Annotated in this window: 16 protein-coding genes and 1 riboswitch; of the genes, 13 read left to right on the forward strand and 3 right to left on the reverse strand. The window is 35.9% G+C overall.

All coding sequences use genetic code 11. From position 1 onward, the window contains the following. The first annotated feature begins 3 nt into the window (after window positions 1–3). The 7 genes from NST77_RS04120 (at window position 4) to pdxA (ending at window position 8770) form a co-directional block, all read left to right on the forward strand. Window positions 4–1272: an arabinan endo-1,5-alpha-L-arabinosidase gene (locus NST77_RS04120; protein WP_204259872.1), complete on the forward strand. Its 1269-nt coding sequence runs from the start codon at window positions 4–6 to the stop codon at window positions 1270–1272. 3 nt (window positions 1273–1275) lie between these two features. After that, on the forward strand, window positions 1276–1899 hold the full coding sequence (locus NST77_RS04125) for a YesL family protein (protein WP_095334011.1): 624 nt from the start codon (window positions 1276–1278) through the stop codon (window positions 1897–1899). A 191-nt stretch (window positions 1900–2090) separates the two neighbouring features. Then, window positions 2091–3053 (forward strand): glycoside hydrolase family 43 protein, encoded by a 963-nt coding sequence (locus tag NST77_RS04130; RefSeq protein ID WP_171509488.1) that lies wholly within the window; start codon window positions 2091–2093, stop codon window positions 3051–3053. Between the two features lie 569 nt (window positions 3054–3622). Continuing rightward, window positions 3623–5320, forward strand: a complete 1698-nt coding sequence (locus tag NST77_RS04135; protein ID WP_123257359.1) for a sigma-54-dependent transcriptional regulator — start codon at window positions 3623–3625, stop codon at window positions 5318–5320. 148 nt (window positions 5321–5468) lie between these two features. Continuing rightward, window positions 5469–6452 (forward strand): 2-keto-3-deoxygluconate permease, encoded by a 984-nt coding sequence (locus NST77_RS04140; protein WP_095333199.1) that lies wholly within the window; start codon window positions 5469–5471, stop codon window positions 6450–6452. Window positions 6453–6470: 18 nt separating this feature from the next. After that, the gene (locus tag NST77_RS04145) at window positions 6471–7772 is read left to right on the forward strand and encodes a four-carbon acid sugar kinase family protein (protein ID WP_095333197.1); all 1302 of its coding nucleotides are present in this window, start codon (window positions 6471–6473) and stop codon (window positions 7770–7772) included. Continuing rightward, a complete protein-coding gene (pdxA, locus tag NST77_RS04150) occupies window positions 7769–8770 on the forward strand; it encodes a 4-hydroxythreonine-4-phosphate dehydrogenase PdxA (protein ID WP_095333195.1) in 1002 nt (333 codons plus the stop codon). The genes NST77_RS04145 and pdxA overlap by 4 nt, the downstream gene beginning before the upstream one ends. Window positions 8771–8987: 217 nt before the next feature. Here the strand turns inward: pdxA and NST77_RS04155 are convergent, their stop codons facing one another. Then, the gene (locus tag NST77_RS04155; RefSeq protein ID WP_095333193.1) at window positions 8988–9383 is read right to left on the reverse strand and encodes a helix-turn-helix domain-containing protein; all 396 of its coding nucleotides are present in this window, start codon (window positions 9381–9383) and stop codon (window positions 8988–8990) included. Window positions 9384–9399: 16 nt separating this feature from the next. On the opposite strand from NST77_RS04155, the gene NST77_RS04160 reads away from it, so the two are divergent. Together NST77_RS04160 and NST77_RS04165 are read left to right on the forward strand one after the other, a co-directional pair. Then, entirely contained in the window at window positions 9400–9582 is a 183-nt protein-coding gene (locus NST77_RS04160; RefSeq protein WP_176474249.1) for a hypothetical protein, read from the forward strand. A 109-nt stretch (window positions 9583–9691) separates the two neighbouring features. Further along, window positions 9692–11209 (forward strand): glycine betaine uptake BCCT transporter, encoded by a 1518-nt coding sequence (locus NST77_RS04165; RefSeq protein WP_123257361.1) that lies wholly within the window; start codon window positions 9692–9694, stop codon window positions 11207–11209. A 295-nt stretch (window positions 11210–11504) separates the two neighbouring features. Here the strand turns inward: NST77_RS04165 and NST77_RS04170 are convergent, their stop codons facing one another. Next, the gene (locus NST77_RS04170) at window positions 11505–11891 is read right to left on the reverse strand and encodes an SET domain-containing protein (RefSeq protein ID WP_095333189.1); all 387 of its coding nucleotides are present in this window, start codon (window positions 11889–11891) and stop codon (window positions 11505–11507) included. Window positions 11892–12194: 303 nt separating this feature from the next. Here NST77_RS04170 and truA point away from each other — a divergent pair, with 303 nt between their 5' ends. The 4 genes from truA to NST77_RS04190 all read left to right on the forward strand — a co-directional run bounded on the left by truA (window position 12195) and on the right by NST77_RS04190 (window position 16818). Next, entirely contained in the window at window positions 12195–12932 is a 738-nt protein-coding gene (gene truA, locus NST77_RS04175) for a tRNA pseudouridine(38-40) synthase TruA (protein WP_095333187.1), read from the forward strand. 315 nt (window positions 12933–13247) lie between these two features. Next, window positions 13248–14699: a nicotinate phosphoribosyltransferase gene (locus NST77_RS04180; protein ID WP_123259673.1), complete on the forward strand. Its 1452-nt coding sequence runs from the start codon at window positions 13248–13250 to the stop codon at window positions 14697–14699. A gap of 18 nt (window positions 14700–14717) precedes the next feature. Continuing rightward, a complete protein-coding gene (gene nadD, locus NST77_RS04185; RefSeq protein WP_217279794.1) occupies window positions 14718–15335 on the forward strand; it encodes a nicotinate-nucleotide adenylyltransferase in 618 nt (205 codons plus the stop codon). Between the two features lie 93 nt (window positions 15336–15428). Further along, window positions 15429–15508, forward strand: a riboswitch (ZMP/ZTP riboswitch). A gap of 110 nt (window positions 15509–15618) precedes the next feature. Next, window positions 15619–16818, forward strand: a complete 1200-nt coding sequence (locus NST77_RS04190; RefSeq protein ID WP_095333183.1) for a phosphoglycerate dehydrogenase — start codon at window positions 15619–15621, stop codon at window positions 16816–16818. A gap of 479 nt (window positions 16819–17297) precedes the next feature. On the opposite strand, the gene NST77_RS04195 is transcribed toward NST77_RS04190, so the two are convergent. After that, complete coding sequence (locus NST77_RS04195; RefSeq protein WP_095333181.1) at window positions 17298–18254, reverse strand: ribose-phosphate diphosphokinase; 957 nt, start codon at window positions 18252–18254, stop codon at window positions 17298–17300. Between the last annotated feature and the right edge of the window lie 102 nt (window positions 18255–18356).

An 18356-nucleotide genomic window follows, 5' to 3' on the forward strand; every position in this document is an offset into this window, starting at 1 on the left:
GCTATGAAAATGAAAGAAGAAACAAGAAAAGGATTAGAATTGATTGAATCATACGGCTGGGGAACATTGGGTACGCATGATCCTACGATTATCAAAGAAGATGATTTCTACTATATGTTTTCAACAGATACATATATCGATAATGCGCCAACTGAGGGGGCACAAATTAGAAAATCAAAGGATTTAATTCACTGGGATTATATTGGAACTGCATTAAAGGCTGTTCCTCAAGAGGCTAAAGAGTGGTCCAAGGCATTAGGCTTATGGGCCCCTGAAGTTATTAACTATAAAGGTCAATATTATATGTATTATTCCGCTTCCACTTTTGGAAGTACGATTTCTTGTATTGGATTGGCTACTGCTGATCATTTAAAAGGACCTTGGTGTGATCAAGGGATTGTGCTTCAAACAAATCCAGAAATTGCAACACATAATGCCATAGATGCAAATGTAGTAAGGGATAAATATGGTAAGTACTGGCTTTGTTATGGATCCTTCTTTGGAGGCATTTACCTTGTCGGACTAAATATGGAAACAGGGATGCCGGTTGCTGAGGATGGTTATGGAACATTGCTTGCGATAAGACCAAAAGAAGTAGAAGGTGCGATAGAAGGCGCTTTTATTATCTACAATTCGGCATTTGATTATTATTATTTGTTTACTTCTTATGATAGTTTACATGATAGTTACAATATTCGTGTAGCGAGATCGAAAGAAATAACCGGTCCTTATGTGGATGTAAACGGTAAAAATATGATAGATACAGAGGATGAACCACATACTATTGGTGTTAAGTTAGTGGGAAGCTATCAGTTTGAAGATGATATTGTTTGGATTGGACCAGGTCACAATTCCATTTTTACCGAAATGAATAAACAATTTATGGTTCATCATGTTCGTTTAGAGGAATTTTCTCCCTATCATTATGGATTTATACGAGAAATGTTTTGGCTAAAGAGCGGCTGGCCGGTTGTTTCGCCAGAATACTACTATCATACTGAACCACCTAATTATTCCGTTCAGGATCTATTGGGTGATTGGGAATATATTTCTTTTGATGAAGACAGAAGAGTTAAGCATAGCAAAAGGTTTTCTTTAAAAGAGAATAGTCTAATTGAGATTGATTCATTAGGTAATAATCAGTTTGCCTTTGCGGATAGAAATTTTGAGTTTGTTATTTTTCCAGTTAAAGATTGGAGAAACAATGTAGAGACAATAGCCTTCTCCGGTTTAACAAAATCAGGAAATGCTATATTTGGAAAGAGGGTGTAATCTATGGTGTGGTCAAACAAAGTGATGATCGTTCTTGATAGGCTGTTAAGTGTCATCATTCTTAATCTGCTTTGGATTATGGGGAGCATAATTGGGCTTGGGATTTTCGGGATTTTTCCAGCAACCTATGCCCTTAATGTCCTAATTAGAAGAGAGGAGTTTTCTAATGATTTTCCATCATTTAGTAGGCTTGCGAAGGAATACTTTTCTGCATATAAGCAGAACTTTCTAAAAATGAATGGTGTTGGAATTATTTATTTCCTTGTATTATATGTGCTTTGGATCGATTTACAGCTGGTACGAGGAATGACAGTTGGGGCTGCTATTTTCTATTATCCAGTTCTATTCTTCATTATATATGTTTTGGCTGCGCTTCTTTATACATTTCCCATTGCCATTTATACCCATGGTACGTTCAAGGAGAAAGCAAAATTAGTATTGAGTTTACCGTTATTACTACCTTTACATACAGTATTTAGTTTACTCTTTTTTTTAGTACTTTTAGCAGTAGCTTATAAGTTTAGTATTATAATCCCGCTATTTTTAATTAGTACCTATTTTTTATGTATAGATAAGTTCATAGCAGGAGATTTAGTCAAAAAAGGAATAATAAGAGATTTTGAATAGATAAAATGCTGAAGGAATTTTTATTAGATGGAAATCATACAACGACAGATTAAAAATGATAACTTATGCAGTTTTTAAATTTCTCAATCAAATAAGTTCTAAGATAATCGTAACGATGGCTATTTGGATAATTTGATGGGAGAGACAATCTTTATAATCTGAAATGTAATGGATAAAAAGGAGAGAGTAAGATGACGAATGTCAAGACAGTTCATTATAACAACCCAATAGTTTTACAAAGAGCAGATCCTTGGGTATATAAACATACAGATGGATACTATTATTTTACTGGTTCTGTTCCTGGCTATCAGAAAATAGAAGTCCGCAGAGCTAGAACATTAAATGGGCTGAAAAATGGTGAAAGTGCATTTGTTTGGCATGCTCATTCAACAGGCCCATTAAGCTCTCTAATTTGGGCACCGGAAATTCATTATATCCATGGAAAATGGTATATCTACTTTGCCGCTGCAGAGTATGATTACCCTAAAAATGGGATTTTTCAGCATCGGATGTTTGTACTTGAATGTGCTGATGAAGACCCTTTAACTGGAAGATGGATTGAAAAGGGTCAAGTGAAAACGGCTCAAGAAAGTTTTAGTTTAGATGCAACGGTGTTTGAATTACACGACAAGCTTTATTATGTGTGGGCGCAAAAGGAGCCAGCTATTCCAGGGAATTCTAATCTATATCTATCTGAAATGGAAAACCCTTGGACCTTAAAAGGGAAGCAGTTATTATTATCTGTTCCTGAATACGCTTGGGAGAAAATCGGATTTTTAGTGAATGAAGGTCCAGCAGTATTGATTAGAAATGGAAAAGTCATCATAACCTATTCAGCTAGTGCAACCGATGAAAATTATTGCATGGGAATGCTTTGGGCAGATATAAATTCCGATTTATTAGATGGATATTCTTGGACTAAATTAGATAAGCCAGTTTTTATCAGCGCTCCAGAGAATCAACAATATGGTCCAGGACATAATAGCTTTACTATTAGTGAAGATGGAAGGGAAGATGTTCTGATCTATCATGCAAGACCATATACAGAAATAGAGGGAGATCCTTTGAATAATCCAGATCGCCACGCGAGAGCACAAGTATTTACTTGGGATGAGAATGGGCTGCCAGTGTTTGGTAAGCCAAGTAAGGATTAGGAAATATAATGAAAGTTTAAAAGGGTGGGACAAAAGAATTTTACATAAAGAAAAAGCCAAACTATAATACAATAAACATCGTAATAGTTCGGTTTTTTCTTTTCGCTGATTTATCTTTTTTATAGCTAAAAAACAAGTTCGTTCCATTGCGCTCCAGTCACTCGCTTTCCGCGGGGAGGAAGCTGAGCCTCCTCACTGCGCTGCGGGGTCTCAGCCTTTCCTCTATTTCCCGCAGGAGTCGAGTGTCTTCCACTCCATTTCACTAATCTTATAAAATGGGGCGAGAAACAAAAATAGATTTTATTTATCATTCGTCTAATTCAACAAATGATTATTCAGCTTTAAGCATATCCTTTTTAGTTTTGTCTCAGCCCCTTTCAGTAAAAGACCAGATCATCCATCCATCAGTTTAAAGGCAAGAGCGTCTACTGCAACATGGAAACTTGTCTTTTACTCGATTTTTTTAGTTTCTGTTTGCTTGTCAGTATCTAGTAAATTATTAACGAAACTTGACATCTAGACACAATTCTTTCAATGTATAAAGTAATAAATAATAATAGGTGAAAAAAATGGGAATTAAAACATTGTTAATTGCTCCTTATCCTGCATTGGAGCATGTGATGGAAGAATGCATAAAACTAGAGCCTGACCTTAATATGAAAATAGAATTGGCCAATCTTCAAGAAGCAATTCCAATTGCAAAAGAGGCTGAAAAACATGGTGTTGAGGTTATTATAAGTCGTGGGGGAACCGCGCAATTAATAGAACAGGAAGTGAATATTCCAGTTGTTGACATACATGTTTCTGGTTATGATATGCTCCGTGTTTTGACCCTGGCAAATGATTATCCAGGCAAAAAAGCGATTGTCGGTTTTTCTAACATTACAATTGGAGCGAAGGCGATAACGGACTTGTTAGAAATACCTATTGAGGTATTTACAATCGAAGATGCTATTGAAGTTGATCCATTAGTCAATCAATTGAAAATGGATGGATATCAATTAATTATTGGAGATGTTATAACTCGTGATGCCGCCGCTAAATATAATCTAGAAGGAATACTAATACAGTCAGGCAGAGAGGCAATATTTGAAGCAATTAAAGAAGTGAAGAGCATCTACCGAATGCTGAGAAAGCAGCGTTTTCAAATGAGTATTATGCAAATGATTATAGAAAGACAGTTTTCGGATGTCATTGTAATGACTCGTGATGGAAATATTGTCTATGAAAATTGGAAACGATTTAGGGAGTCCCCGCTATCGGTCAAAAAAATGATAAATATAATTCAACAAAAAAATGATAATAAAGAAGAATTAGATATCATTGAAACGGATCAGCATAAACGAGTAAAACAGATGGTGATTCCTATAAAGGTAGAGGGGGAACTTCATTATTTATTTGCTTTTTCTTTTATGAAAGATTTAGTACCGGATAACTCCTTACATATTATAGATATACAAACTCCGCCCGTTATCCTTTCGAAAAGTGATAGTATGAAAAGGTGCATAGAAAAGATTCAAAATAATCTTAGTAGTTATGGTTGGATACTTATTGGGAAATCGGGTACAGGAAAAAAGTTAATCTCCAAATGGATTCATTTTCAAAAAAATAGAGGGAATGGTTTTTTGGCTGTTATGTCTGCCAATGCATTTATCAATATGAACCAACAGTTGGATCCTGATATAAAAACAATTTATTTGAATGAAATAGAGATGTTAAGCCATGAAGAGTTAAGGATATTTGTTGGAAAAGTTAAGCGTAATTACAATAATGGCATCACAGTTATAATAGCGATAGAGACGTCAGACGTAAATAGGTATACTGCTCTTCCTTATCTTGAATTTATACGAGTTGATTTACCAATTTTGGTTGAACGTAAAGAGGACATCAGACCATTAGCGACCCACTTTTTAACTGCATTTCATGCTGAATTTGGCACTTCAGCGATCAAGATAAAGGAAGATGCATGGAAAGTATTGGAATCCTATTCATGGCCAGGAAATGTCGAAGAATTATATATACTTATTCATGATGCTGTTAAGGAAGAAAAAGGATTTGTAATAGGAAAAGGGCTTATACAACAGCTACTTGGGGATCGGTTGAGTAAAATGGAAATGTTTGATAATGAATATTTACAAGGTACATTAGAAGAAATAGAAAAAAGAATTATTGATGCCGTCATGAAAGAAGAAAATTACAATCAAACAAAAGTTGCTGAAAGACTCGGGATTAATCGAACAACTTTGTGGAGAAAGCTGAAACAATAAAAGTTTCAGCTTTTTTATTTTTTTTGTTTCATTTTGCAACGTTTTATACTAATTATATTGTGGTAATAGGTGAAAGCAGTTACAATTTTAATTGTAAACGATTACTTGTTGTTTAAAATTGAAACATATAAAAAGGAGTGTTAAAATTATGAAGATTAAAGAAACGTTGGATCGGATTCCTGGAGGGATGATGGTAGTTCCGTTGTTAATTGCAGCATTATTAAATACATTTGCTCCAAATCTTCTGAGAATCGGGAATTTTACAGAGGCTTTATTTGTTAATGGATCATCTACTTTAATTGCATTATTTCTATTGTGTACTGGAGCTCAAATAAATGTAAAATCATTTGGGGTATCTGTTGGGAAAGGGGCAACATTATTAATCACAAAATGGGTTGTTGGTGCAGCCTTTGGATTACTAGCATATCTGTTTGCTGGAGATAATGGTCTTTGGTTAGGTTTAGCTCCTATTGCAGTAATTGCCGCGATGACAAATAGTAATGGAGGCTTATTTGTTGCTTTAGTTGGGCAATACGGAAGTAAGGAAGACAGAGCTGCTTATTCCTTATTAGCTCTTAATGATGGACCATTTTTAACAATGGTTGCTCTATCCATTTTTGGTGCAATGGGATTTGTGGACGGTTTATTTTCTTTTACTTCTTTTATCTCTGTACTTCTTCCAATCATAGTTGGTATGGTATTAGGTAATTTAGATGATAAAATGAGAGATTTTTTAGATAGTGGAAGTTCTATGTTAATTCCATTCTTTGCTTTTTCTCTCGGGATGGGCATCAATTTTTCTGCCATTCTAGAAGGTGGCTTGGCTGGTATTATTCTAGGATTATTAACCGTTTTTGTAACCGGAACTGCTGGTTACTATGTGTTTAAGCTTTTAAAATGGAATCCGATTGTTGGGGCTGCTGAGGGCTCCACAGCTGGGAATGCAGTTGCAACACCTGCAGTAATTGCCGCTGCAAATGCTAGTTTTGCATCGGTGGTTGATATTGCAACAGTACAGGTGGCCGCATCAGTGGTGACCACGGCAATACTGCTTCCAATCTATGTAGGTTTCTTAGTGAAAAGATTAGAAAAAAAGGGATATAAGTTTGAGGAACAAGGTATCAAAATGTAAGATAAGGATGTGTTCGACGTGAAAAACAAAATGGGGATTATTGCTGATGATTTAACAGGCGCAAACGATTCTGGTGTGCAGCTGGCGATAAAAAAGTTATCTACTAGTGTTGTATTTGATTATACAAATTCATCTAAAGAGATGGCTTCAGATGTTCTAATAGTAGATACGGACAGTAGAGCGAGAGCAAAAGAGGATGCATATAAGGCAGTAGTAGAGGCAGCAACCTTTCTCAAAAGGAATGGGTATAAACATATTTATAAGAAGGTAGATTCCACATTAAGAGGCAATTTAGAGGCAGAACTTGCAGCGCTAGAATCTGTTTATAATCCAGATATGGTTGTTATTGCGCCGGCCTATCCTAAAATGAGACGTCAAACCATCAATGGGCACCATTTTGTAGACGGTAAAATCATTACAGAAACCGAATTTTCCAATGATCCGAAGACACCTGTGCAGGAATCATTTTTGCCTAAGCTTTTAAATTCGAAGAATAACAGGAAAATTACGTTGTTGAATAAGGAAGTTTGGCATAAGTCTAAAGAGGAGATAAACAACCTTATACAATCAGCCTTAGTGGAAGGGAATAAATGGTTTGTTTGTGATGCTGCAGCTGAAGAAGATCTCATAAATATTGCTAAACTATTTTCTGAGCAAAATAAGTCGATTATTTGGGCAGGGTCTGCTGGCTTGATAGAATATCTGCCGGAAATGCTGCATTTGATACCTTCATCAGTAAACGAACAGGAAGATATGGAAATCCAAACTACTTTGATTGTATCTGGAAGCTTATCTCACGTAACGAAAAAACAATTATTCAAGGTTGATAGATTGCAAGATTCCTATTTTATGCAGGTTGACCCTGTAGATTTAATAAATGGTAGCTATAGGCTGGATGAGTTTATGGAAATAGTCCAGCAGAATAAAGAACATCATCATTTTGTTCTTTATGTGGAAGCGGATGATGACAACAGAAAGCGTGCCATTGAAGCAGGTAAGATGCTTGGATTAAGTAAACATGATGTTAGTGCAGCAATATCAAATGGTTTGGGTACCATTTCAACCCATATAGTAAAAAATGTTCCTTTTATTAAAGGGTTAGTTTTAACAGGAGGAGATACTGCAAAGGCAGTATGTCGTGCGCTGGGAGTAACAGAAATGGATTTATATATGGAAATTGAGCCAGGACTTCCTTTTGGAAAAATTAGAACAGAAACGAATAGCTATTGGGCTGTAACGAAAGCAGGAGGCTTTGGCCAAGAAGATTCCTTAATAAAAGCATTAGAGTTTTTAATTAACAATAGAAGGGTGATAGTATGAGTAATGTAAAACCAATTGTAGGGATAACAATGGGAGATGCAGCAGGGGTAGGTCCAGAGATTATTTTAAAAAGCCTTGGTAAAGAGGAAATGTATACGATTAGCAGACCATTGGTGATTGGCGATAGTAAGATTTTGAATAGAGCCAAACAATTCGTTAATAGTGATTTAGCTATCCAAAATATTTCCGTCGAGGAAATTAACGAAATAACCTATGATTATGGCACTGTTTATTGTTTAGATTTAAATTTATTGGATGAAACACTTCCGGTAGGGAAAGTGGCTCCAGAAGCTGGAAATGCGGCATTTCAATATCTTGCTAAAGCCATTGAGCTTGCAAAAGAAGATAAAATCCATGCAATATGTACAGCGCCACTAAATAAAGAGGCGTTGCATAAAGGGGGGCATAAATATCCAGGCCATACAGAAATTCTAGCTGACCTTACTGGTACTCAAGATTTTTCTATGATGCTGTCTGCTCCGAATTTAAAAGTTATTCATGTTACAACACATGTTGGAATTCTTGATGCGGTTAAGATGATTAATCCCGAACGTGTCTATCATGTTATTAAACTTGCTCATGATACTTTACAAAAGGCAGGTATTTCTAATCCGAAAATTGCTGTTTGCGGCATTAATCCACATGCTGGTGAAAATGGATTATTTGGTTATGGAGAAGAAGAAGAAAAAGTAATTCCTGCTGTAGAAAGAGCACAAAAAGAAGGGATAGAAGCAGTTGGTCCACTTCCGGCAGATACATTATTTTTCCGTACGGTACGTGGGGATTTTGATATTGTAGTAGCAATGTATCATGATCAAGGACACGGTCCAGTGAAAGTATTAGGATTAGATGCCGGAGTAAATATTACCGTTGGTTTGCCGATTATTCGAACAAGTGTAGATCATGGAACGGCATTTGATATCGCAGGAAAAGGAATCGCGGATGAAAAAAGCTTGATGGAAGCAATGCGACAAGCTGTAGAACTAGCTCCTAAATGACATCGAATTTATTCACCCAAGAAGATCCATTTATTAACTTGTTAGTGTATTTGATAGATAAATAAAGCGAAGCTTTATCTTAACTTCATCATTCAGTAATTCTCCGCATCTCAAGCTGCTGAATTTGAGGAAGCTGGATATGGGAGCTCGATATAAAAATGCGAAATTGCAACTAACCATCAGTGGGATAAGCAAAAATACTGATGGTTAGTTTTATTTATAAAGCGGAGGATTTTTCTTTTCGTCTATATTCAAAAGGAGTGTAATTTGTTTCTTTTTTAAAAAGTTTGGTAAAGTAGGAGTAATTTCCATATCCGACTTTATCTGAGATGATATGTACTGGTAATGTAGTTTGAATGAGTAGCTCCTTAGCGATGTCTACTCTTTTTTTGATGATATAGTTTACAAGAGAGAGTCCTTTTTCTTTCTTAAAAATTCTTGTTATATAATCTGGGCTTAAGTATACAATCTTTGCAATATTATCTCTTGTAATATTCTCATGATAATGTTCATCAATATAGTCACAAATTGTATTTACAACGTTTTTCTGAGAATGAATAAAATCTATGTATTGTAGCGAAATATCAACTAAGTAGGTAATATAAATTATCATATCATTGGGTGAACTTGTGGAGAAAAAAATACATGTTCCAAAATCGGTCTATTTGACAGAATGGGAAGATTTCGCCAAAATGCTATATGGGGAGGTAAGATTAGGTTTCCCTGATTTTATGATGGGAGTAATGAATCAACAAGTATTAGATGCAATTAGGGAGTCCAGTAGAGAACCAGGAAAAAGGATAGCTCCTTAAGAAGCTGAAAGGGCTAGTATTTGTTTAATTCTCCTAATAAAGGATATAATAACCTAGACAGCAATTCTACATAGATTAGTATTCGATTATTAGAAGGAGAATTTATTATATGAAGTTTAAAAATTATCTTGTCTTTAATGTTTCTGTAATTATTTTATTAGTGATTGTGTTAGTAGGAGTATTTGCACCAGAAACGCTTGAACAAACTTCAGCTAGTGCACAATCTTTTATTACAGATTCTTTTGGTTGGTATTATTTAATTGTCGTCACGTTTTTCGTGATAATATGTTTGTACTTATTATTAAGTCCGGTAGGGAGAATTAAATTAGGTAAACCCGAGGATAAGCCTGAATTTTCCCGAATAGTATGGTTAGCGATGCTTTTTAGCGCGGGAATGGGAATCGGACTTGTGTTTTACGGGACTGCGGAACCACTTAGTCATTATGCTATTAGTTCACCTACAAATGAGGTTGGCACAGAACAAGGCATGAAAGATGCAATGAGATTTACTTATTTTCATTGGGGAATTCATGCATGGGCAGTGTATGGAATTGTGGCATTAAGTCTTGCTTATACTACCTTTCGCAAGGGAGGAAAGACGTTAATTAGTTCGACCTTAAAACCATTGCTAGGTAATTCTATGGATGGACGATTAGGAAGAATCATTGATATTATCGCTGTTTTTGCGACAGTTACTGGAATAGCGACAACACTAGGATTCGGTGCTGTGCAAATAAATGGAGGGCTTTCCTTTCTTTATGGGATTCCTTCAAGTTTTTTAACTCAATTCATTATTATCGTAATAGTTACCATCTTATTTTTACTTTCAGCTGTCTCAGGATTAGGGAAAGGAATTAAGATCCTTAGTAATATGAATATGATATTAGCGTTTATCTTGCTTTTATTTGTATTTATTTTGGGAAATACAGTCTTTATCCTCAATTTATTTACAGATACATTGGGGACGTATTTACAGAATTTAGTGCGCATGAGCTTTCGCATTTCTCCTTTAAATGGTGAGAATCGTCAATGGATAAATACTTGGACCATTTTTTACTGGGCTTGGTGGATTGCATGGTCACCGTTTGTCGGAATTTTTATTGCTAGAATTTCCAAAGGAAGAACCATTCGTGAGTTTGTTACCTTTGTCTTATTTATTCCCTCAATAATTGGGTTTTTATGGTTTACAGTATTTGGCGGTAATGCGATGTTTATCGAGCATAAAGGATTAGGTACTATTTCCACTTTTGCAACGGAAGAAACATTATTTGCTCTTTTAGAACATTTTCCTCTTAGTGCGGTACTATCTATTTTAGCTATTGTATTAATTGGTGTGTTCTTTATTACCTCAGCAGATTCAGGTACATTTGTTTTAGGTATGCTTTCTGCCAATGGAATTCAGAATCCGAGCAATAGAATTAAAGTAATTTGGGGACTCTTACTTACCTCTATTTCGCTGGTCTTACTTTATTCAGGGGGATTAGATGGTTTACAAAATATGATGATTATTGCCGCTCTCCCTTTTTCCGTTATTATGATCTTAATGACGGTAAGTTTATTGAAGGAAGTGCATCGGGAGAAAGCAGAATATGAATCGAAGTGGAAAAAGAAAAAAGGCTCGATGTGATATCGAGCCTCAGCTTGTTGACAAAAGGAATTTAGGAAATGTAAATGGAATTATTATGCATTGATTGGAGTGAAAGGGGTGAGACTCCTGTGGGATCTGCGAGACAGTCTGAGACCCTGCAGGCCTTTAGGCCGAAGCGGCTCAGCGCGAGCCCCACGGAAAGCGAACCCCTGCAACGGAAATCAACTCTTATTTAAAAGAATGTATATTTATAAACTAAGACAAACTCCTAATTACCGAATTAGGAGTTTGTCGACAGTCTGAGGCTCGATGTGATATCGAGCCTTTTTTCTTCTTAATCTTCTTTATCTTTATTAAACCATAACGGCTCATAATCATCGACTTCGCCATTATAATTGATTAATATTTCTTCGCCAGCTTTTATATCCTTATAAGCATAATAGTCAAATGTATGCTTATCAAAATTAATTTCATATGTTGCATTTGGTTCATAGGAATGGTTAAAAAGCATGCCGTATCCTAGAACAACAGCACTGTGGTTAATCCCATATTCATAAACATAATCTTCTAGTACTGTTCTTTCGATATATTTGTGCTGCTCATTTGGATATGGAACAACGGGAGCTTCATGGAATAAAGTACCTTTTTTGATATCACATGTAGCAAACACGCCTCTATTGAATTCTCCATCACTTAAGGGAGATGTTTTAATTTCAATCATAATTGATCACCTACAACTCTTTCTAAAGTATACTGCTATATCATACTCTAACATTGTTTCTATTATTTAGGAAATAAATAAAAAAATTTTTTATAAAAAAGAAATATTTCTTGTAATAAATTGACTTTTTAGCTAATAAAGGTTTGAGGATTAATAGTGTATAATGAGATAATATCCATTATGGAGTATTTTCCTTAAATGATTTCAACATAGTAAGGTGATGGCGTGTTAATAAACCTGAAACAAGGATGCTCGTAGTTTCTTATAATAAATAACATAAAAGGGTAAAGAACAGGAGAAAAAATGAAAAATTATAAAATGCTTATTCAATATGATGGCGGCCGTTACAAAGGATGGCAGCGTCTGGGAAATGGAGACCAATCCATTCAAGGAAAAATTGAAAATGTCTTAACAGAAATGGTAGGAGAAAAGATTGAAATTATAGGTTGCAGCAGAACAGATGCAGGGGTGCATGCTTTATCTCAAGTTGCCAATTTTAAAATGAAGAAAGAGATGACGGAAAAAGAAGTAATGAATTATTTAAACCACTACTTGCCGAATGATATTAGTATCTCAAAAGTACAGATCGTTCCTGATCGCTTTCATGCCAGATATAATGCAAAGGATAAAACGTATTTATATAAAATATGGAATAAATCGTATACCCATCCATTTATGCGTAAATATAGCATGCATGTAGAGAAAAGATTAAATCTAAAGAAAATGGAACAAGCAGCTGTCTATTTTGTGGGGAAACATGATTTTACAGCTTTCTCCAATGCTAAATCAAAGAAAAAGTCAATGGTGAAAGAAGTATACTATGTTGATATAAAAGAAGTAGACGGATTTATAGAAATTCGCGTGAGCGGCGATGGCTTCCTTTATAATATGGTCAGAAAAATAGTTGGTACATTGATTGAAGTTGGCCTAGGAAAAGTCGAAGCGGATACTATTCCAGCAATTTTGGAAACAAAAGATCGTAGTCTAACAGGCATGATGGCAGAAGCGAATGGATTATTTTTGGAAAAAGTAAAGTTTTAATAGAAGTGAAGACGAGCAAGTAGTTATTTCTGAACTACTTGCTTTTTTTGTATCGTTTTAATAGTTAGGGAACACTAGTGAGGGACAGAGTGATCGAATTAGTTCAGACTTTAGCGGCAAGAGATATACAAAGAAATTCACTATATGACTTTTAAAAATAAATTTTATCCTATATATGTGAAAAGGTTTGCTTAAAAAAGAATGATTTGACGAATAAAAGGATAATTATATAAGATACAGAGATTTGTCACATCCTAAGGAAATAAAATAATTTTTGCATGTTGCTATGAATTTATTTGGAGGAGGAAATTTTAGATGAATTATGCTGATGACAGTCTTATGCTTCATACCGATCTCTACCAAATTAACATGATGGAGACCTATTGGAGAGATAGGATACATGAGCGAAAAGCTGTATTTGAACTTTATTTTCGCAAGCTGCCATTTGGTAATGGCTTTGCTGTTTTTGCTGGTTTAGAACGGATTTTATCTTATATAAAAAATTGCCGATTTACAGATAGTGATATTGATTATTTAAGAAATGAAGTTGGCTATAAGGAGGATTTTTTAGATTACCTAAAAAATGTTACTTTTTCAGGAGACATTTATTGCATGCAAGAAGGAGAGCTAGTATTTGCTAATGAACCTATTCTCCGTGTAGAAGCTTCACTTGCAGAAGCGCAATTAGTGGAGACTGCATTGTTAAATATTGTTAATTATCAAACGCTTATTGCCACGAAAGCTGCGAGAATGAAGCAGGTTATTGGCAGTCAAACGGCGATGGAGTTTGGGACAAGAAGAGCGCAGGAAATGGATGCGGCGATTTGGGGAACAAGGGCTGCCTTTATCGGAGGATTTTCTGCAACTAGTAATGTAAGGGCTGGTAAGATTTTTGGCATTCCTGTATCTGGTACACATGCCCATGCATTAGTTCAAGCGTATCAAGATGAATATGAAGCTTTTAAGAAATATGCAGAGGCGCATACAGACTGCGTTTTTTTAGTGGATACATATGATACACTTCGTTCCGGTATACCAAATGCCATAAAGATTGCAAAGGAATTTGGTGATAAAATTCATTTTAAAGGAATTCGCTTAGACAGTGGAGATTTAGCCTATCTTTCTAAGAAAGCAAGAGCAATGCTCGATGAAGCCGGGTTCTACGATGCGAAAATTATCGCATCGAATGATTTAGATGAGTATACAATTATGAATTTACAGGCAGAAGGAGCAAAGATTGATATTTGGGGAATTGGAACCAAGCTGATAACAGCGTTTGATCAGGCGGCATTAGGAGCTGTGTATAAATTAGTAAGCATTGAAAATGAATCAGGTGAAATGAGGGATACGATAAAATTATCTGGAAATCCGGAAAAGATATCTACACCAGGGCAGAAAAGAGTATATCGAATTATTAACAAGGAAAATGGTCATGCGGAAGGGGATTATATTACCCTCGCATCTGAAGCCATCACACAAGAGCCTTTAAAAATGTTTCATCCTGTTCATCCTTATTTAAATAAGGTGGTAACAAATTACCAGGCAATTGAATTACATCATCCAGTTATAAAGAATGGGCATATTCAAATAACGCCGCCACTATTAACCGATATTCAAAAAAAGGTCGAGGATAACCTAGAGTTGTTATGGAATGAATATAAAAGAACGCTCAATCCGGAAGAGTATCCAGTTGATTTAAGTAAAGCTTGCTGGGAGAACAAGCGCAATTATATAGAGAAAATGAAGGAAAAGACGAACCCAATTTAAAACAGAAGGGAAGAAAATATGGTGAGAAAAATAGGGGTTTATGGATCATCCTTTGATCCCATTACAAATGTTCATCTTTGGACGGCCAGTACAGTTGCTCATCGATGCAAGTTAGATAAAGTCATTTTTCTTCCTTCTTCGAGCAAAAGAAGAGATAAAACAATGGAAACAGCTGATGAACATCGTATAGAGATGGTTAATATGGCAATAGCTGACAATGATAAATTTGCATTCGATGACTATGAAATGAAGCAAGATGGCTGGGAAATCTATACGTATCACACGATGAATTATTTTAAAAAGTTACTTCCAGAAGACGAGGTATATTTCATTATGGGAGCCGATTTACTTGTTGATATTGGTCAAGGTAAATGGACCAAAGGGGAAGAATTAGTAGCGGAAAATCGATTTATCGTTATGGCTCGAAATGGGATTGATATGCTTTCCACGATCAGCCGCTCACCACTTCTTCGCAATCATGATGATGGGAAGACCTTTCACTTGTTAGATAAGGGACTGTCCATGGAAATAAGCTCTACTTATATACGAGAAGAGTTTTCAATGGGGGGAGAACCAAGGTATCTTTTGCCAGAAAAGTGTTATCAATATATAAAGAAAAATAAGTTATATCAATAAACCATTCTAAAAAAAGCATAAAAAAGAACAAAATTAATAAGAAATTAGTAATTGATGAATACTGAATAGTCTGATAGAATGAAGGCAAATCTAAAGGCTATGTGTAACTGGCGAAATACGGATAACCGTAGGGGAGCACATAGTGTCGTATGCCGTTCGCCTGGGCAGAGGTAAGGGAATGAACTCCTTGCCTTTTTCTTTTTTTACTATTGCGGTTGAAAAAGGGATGCAGGATGTTCCAAGCTTACAAAGAATATAATTGATGAAAAAGGGAGCAATGGAGATGAGCACTACGACTGTTAAAGAAGTAAAAACAATTAAAACGTTAAATAATATTGCAGCAAGTGGACTAAACGTATTTAAAAAAGGGAATTTTACAATGGATGATACGTGTGCCAATCCTGATGCGATACTTTTACGCAGCTTTAATATGCATGGGTTGGAATTGGGAGATAATTTAAAGGCAATAGCACGTGCAGGTGCAGGAGTAAATAATATACCAGTTGAACAATGTACTGCAAAAGGAATTGTTGTATTTAATACACCTGGTGCGAATGCAAATGCCGTAAAAGAGATGGTGCTCATGTCATTAATGGCTTCTTCCCGAAATTTATTTGAAGGAGTGTCATGGGCCAAAACCCTTGTTACGGAAGGGGATCAAGTTCCAAAACTTGTGGAAGCAGGTAAAAAACAATTTGTTGGTCATGAAATTAAAGGAAAAACACTAGGTGTAATTGGCTTAGGTGCAATTGGTGCTCTCGTAGCAAACGATGCTCTTGCTCTTGATATGGATGTTATTGGGTATGATCCATTTCTTTCTGTTGATACTGCCTGGAATTTGTCACGTAATGTCAAGCGAGCAATGACATTAGATCAATTATTTGCAGAGTCTGACTACATTACGGTTCATGTTCCATTAACAGAAGACACGAAGGGCATGTTTAATAAAAAGGCATTTTCCTTAATGAAACCAGGGACACAAATTCTAAATTTTTCTCGTGGAGAGCTAGTGAATGAAATAGACATGGCTGTTGCATTGGAAGATGGAAAGATCGGACGCTATATAACAGACTTCCCAAATGAAAATGTTCTCCAAATGAAAAATACGATTGCAATTCCACATCTTGGAGCATCTACAGGAGAATCAGAAGAAAATTGTGCAGTAATGGCAGCGCGTCAAGTAAAGGATTTCTTAGAAACCGGAAATGTTAAAAATGCAGTAAACTTTCCGAATGCATCTATCCCCTATGCGGGGAAACGTCGGGTGACGGCCTTCCATTTAAATGTTCCTAATATGGTTGGTCAAATGACACAAGTCATTTCTACTTATCAGTTAAATATTGCTGATATGATAAATAGAAGTCGAGGCGAGTATGCATACACGATGATAGATATTGATAACCAAGTAGCGGATGAGATTGTTCCTCTTTTATCTAAGCAATTAAAGGAAATCGACGGAATTGTAATGCTGAGAGTTATCTAAATACGTAATATAGGAAATAGACATGATAGGCTCTAAGGTGAAATGGATTTTTTGCCGGAGTCTATTTGTATATAATTGGATCTTGCTAGATTTGAAGTAGAGTGCTAAATGGTTCTCCCTATAGGATGGAAACACGTTTATTAAATTAGAATTTTTATAGTAAAAAGGGCTGTCCTATAAGACAACCCTTCAGTTTGTCGACAAAAGATTTTGGAGAAGTGGAATTGCATTTTCATGCGTTGCTTGGAGTGGAGGGGGTGAGACTCCTGTGGGATTAGCGAGACAGCCTGAGACCCTACAGGCTGAAGGCCGAAGCGGCTCAGCGCGAGCCTCACGGAAAGCGAACCCCCCGGAGCGGAAAGCAATACCTTGATTCAAAGAATAAAGTTTCTTTACTCAAACTTCCATTTCCAAAATACCGGAGTTTGTTTACAGTCAGAAGGGCTGTCCAACAGGACAACCCTTTTGCTTAATACGGTTTATTTAAATAACACACTTACTGACTTATGTTCATAAACGCGGCTGATGGCATCACTTAGTAATTCAGCAATAGATAACTGTGTAATCTTGTCGATTCTTTTTTCTTCCGTAAGTGGAATGCTGTTTGTTACAATCAATTCCTTAATTTGTGATTCTTGAATCATATCAATAGCTGGTTCAGATAAAACAGGATGAATACAGCATGCGTATATGTCTTCAGCGCCATTATCAAGTAAGGCTTTCGCGGCAGTAGTAATTCGATAAGAGGTATCCACTATATCGTCTATAATAATTGCCGTTTTTCCTTCAATATTACCAACAACGTTTACTTCGCGTGGACCGAAATCTTTTGGGCCTCGTTTATCGATAATAGCGATAGGTGCTTTTAAGCGGTCTGCGAGCTCACGTGCACGAGTTACGCTGCCGTGGTCTGGGGCAACTACAACAACATCATGTGAAAATTCTTTCGTATTTAAATAATCGGCAAGGAGCGGGATACCTACTAATTGATCAACTGGGATATTAAAGAAGCCTTGTGTTTGTGGTGCATGTAAATCTAAAGTTATCACACGGTCTGCACCAGATTTTTGAATTAAATTGGCAACTAGCTTAGCGGTAATGGGCTCTCTTGGCTGAGCTTTTCTATCTTGACGTGCATATCCATAATACGGAATAACAACGTTAATAGTGTTAACAGAAGCTCGTTTTAACGCATCTATCATGATAAGCAATTCCATAATACTTTGATTTACTGGATCACATGTAGATTGAATAACAAATACTTCGCAGCCGCGGACACTTTCTTCAATATTGATTTGAATTTCACCATCACTGAATTTTTTGACTGTACATTTTCCTAATTCGGTACCAAGATGATCCACGATTTCTTGAGCTAGTTCTAGCGACGAATTGAGTGCGAAAACTTTTAATTTGGTTCCTTGATATGTATTGGGCATGAATGCTTCCTCCTATAATTTGAACATTCTTAGTGATGATTCATTTTCCTAAAGATACTTCTATCAAATATTGTAGGTTACTGATATTTGCATTGCAACCTA

Source organism: Niallia sp. FSL W8-0177 (assembly GCF_038006285.1).
Classification (GTDB): Bacteria; Bacillota; Bacilli; order Bacillales; family Cytobacillaceae; genus Niallia; species Niallia circulans_A.

Coding starts and splice junctions, on each gene's coding strand:
- NST77_RS04120 (WP_204259872.1), top strand. CDS start 4: ATGAAAATGAAAGAAGAAACAAGAAAAGGATTAGAATTGATTGAATCA.
- NST77_RS04125 (WP_095334011.1), top strand. CDS start 1,276: ATGGTGTGGTCAAACAAAGTGATGATCGTTCTTGATAGGCTGTTAAGT.
- NST77_RS04130 (WP_171509488.1), top strand. CDS start 2,091: ATGACGAATGTCAAGACAGTTCATTATAACAACCCAATAGTTTTACAA.
- NST77_RS04135 (WP_123257359.1), top strand. CDS start 3,623: ATGGGAATTAAAACATTGTTAATTGCTCCTTATCCTGCATTGGAGCAT.
- NST77_RS04140 (WP_095333199.1), top strand. CDS start 5,469: ATGAAGATTAAAGAAACGTTGGATCGGATTCCTGGAGGGATGATGGTA.
- pdxA (WP_095333195.1), top strand. CDS start 7,769: ATGAGTAATGTAAAACCAATTGTAGGGATAACAATGGGAGATGCAGCA.
- NST77_RS04155 (WP_095333193.1), bottom strand. CDS start 9,383: ATGATAATTTATATTACCTACTTAGTTGATATTTCGCTACAATACATA.
- NST77_RS04165 (WP_123257361.1), top strand. CDS start 9,692: ATGAAGTTTAAAAATTATCTTGTCTTTAATGTTTCTGTAATTATTTTA.
- NST77_RS04170 (WP_095333189.1), bottom strand. CDS start 11,891: ATGATTGAAATTAAAACATCTCCCTTAAGTGATGGAGAATTCAATAGA.
- truA (WP_095333187.1), top strand. CDS start 12,195: ATGAAAAATTATAAAATGCTTATTCAATATGATGGCGGCCGTTACAAA.
- NST77_RS04180 (WP_123259673.1), top strand. CDS start 13,248: ATGAATTATGCTGATGACAGTCTTATGCTTCATACCGATCTCTACCAA.
- nadD (WP_217279794.1), top strand. CDS start 14,718: ATGGTGAGAAAAATAGGGGTTTATGGATCATCCTTTGATCCCATTACA.
- NST77_RS04190 (WP_095333183.1), top strand. CDS start 15,619: ATGAGCACTACGACTGTTAAAGAAGTAAAAACAATTAAAACGTTAAAT.
- NST77_RS04195 (WP_095333181.1), bottom strand. CDS start 18,254: ATGCCCAATACATATCAAGGAACCAAATTAAAAGTTTTCGCACTCAAT.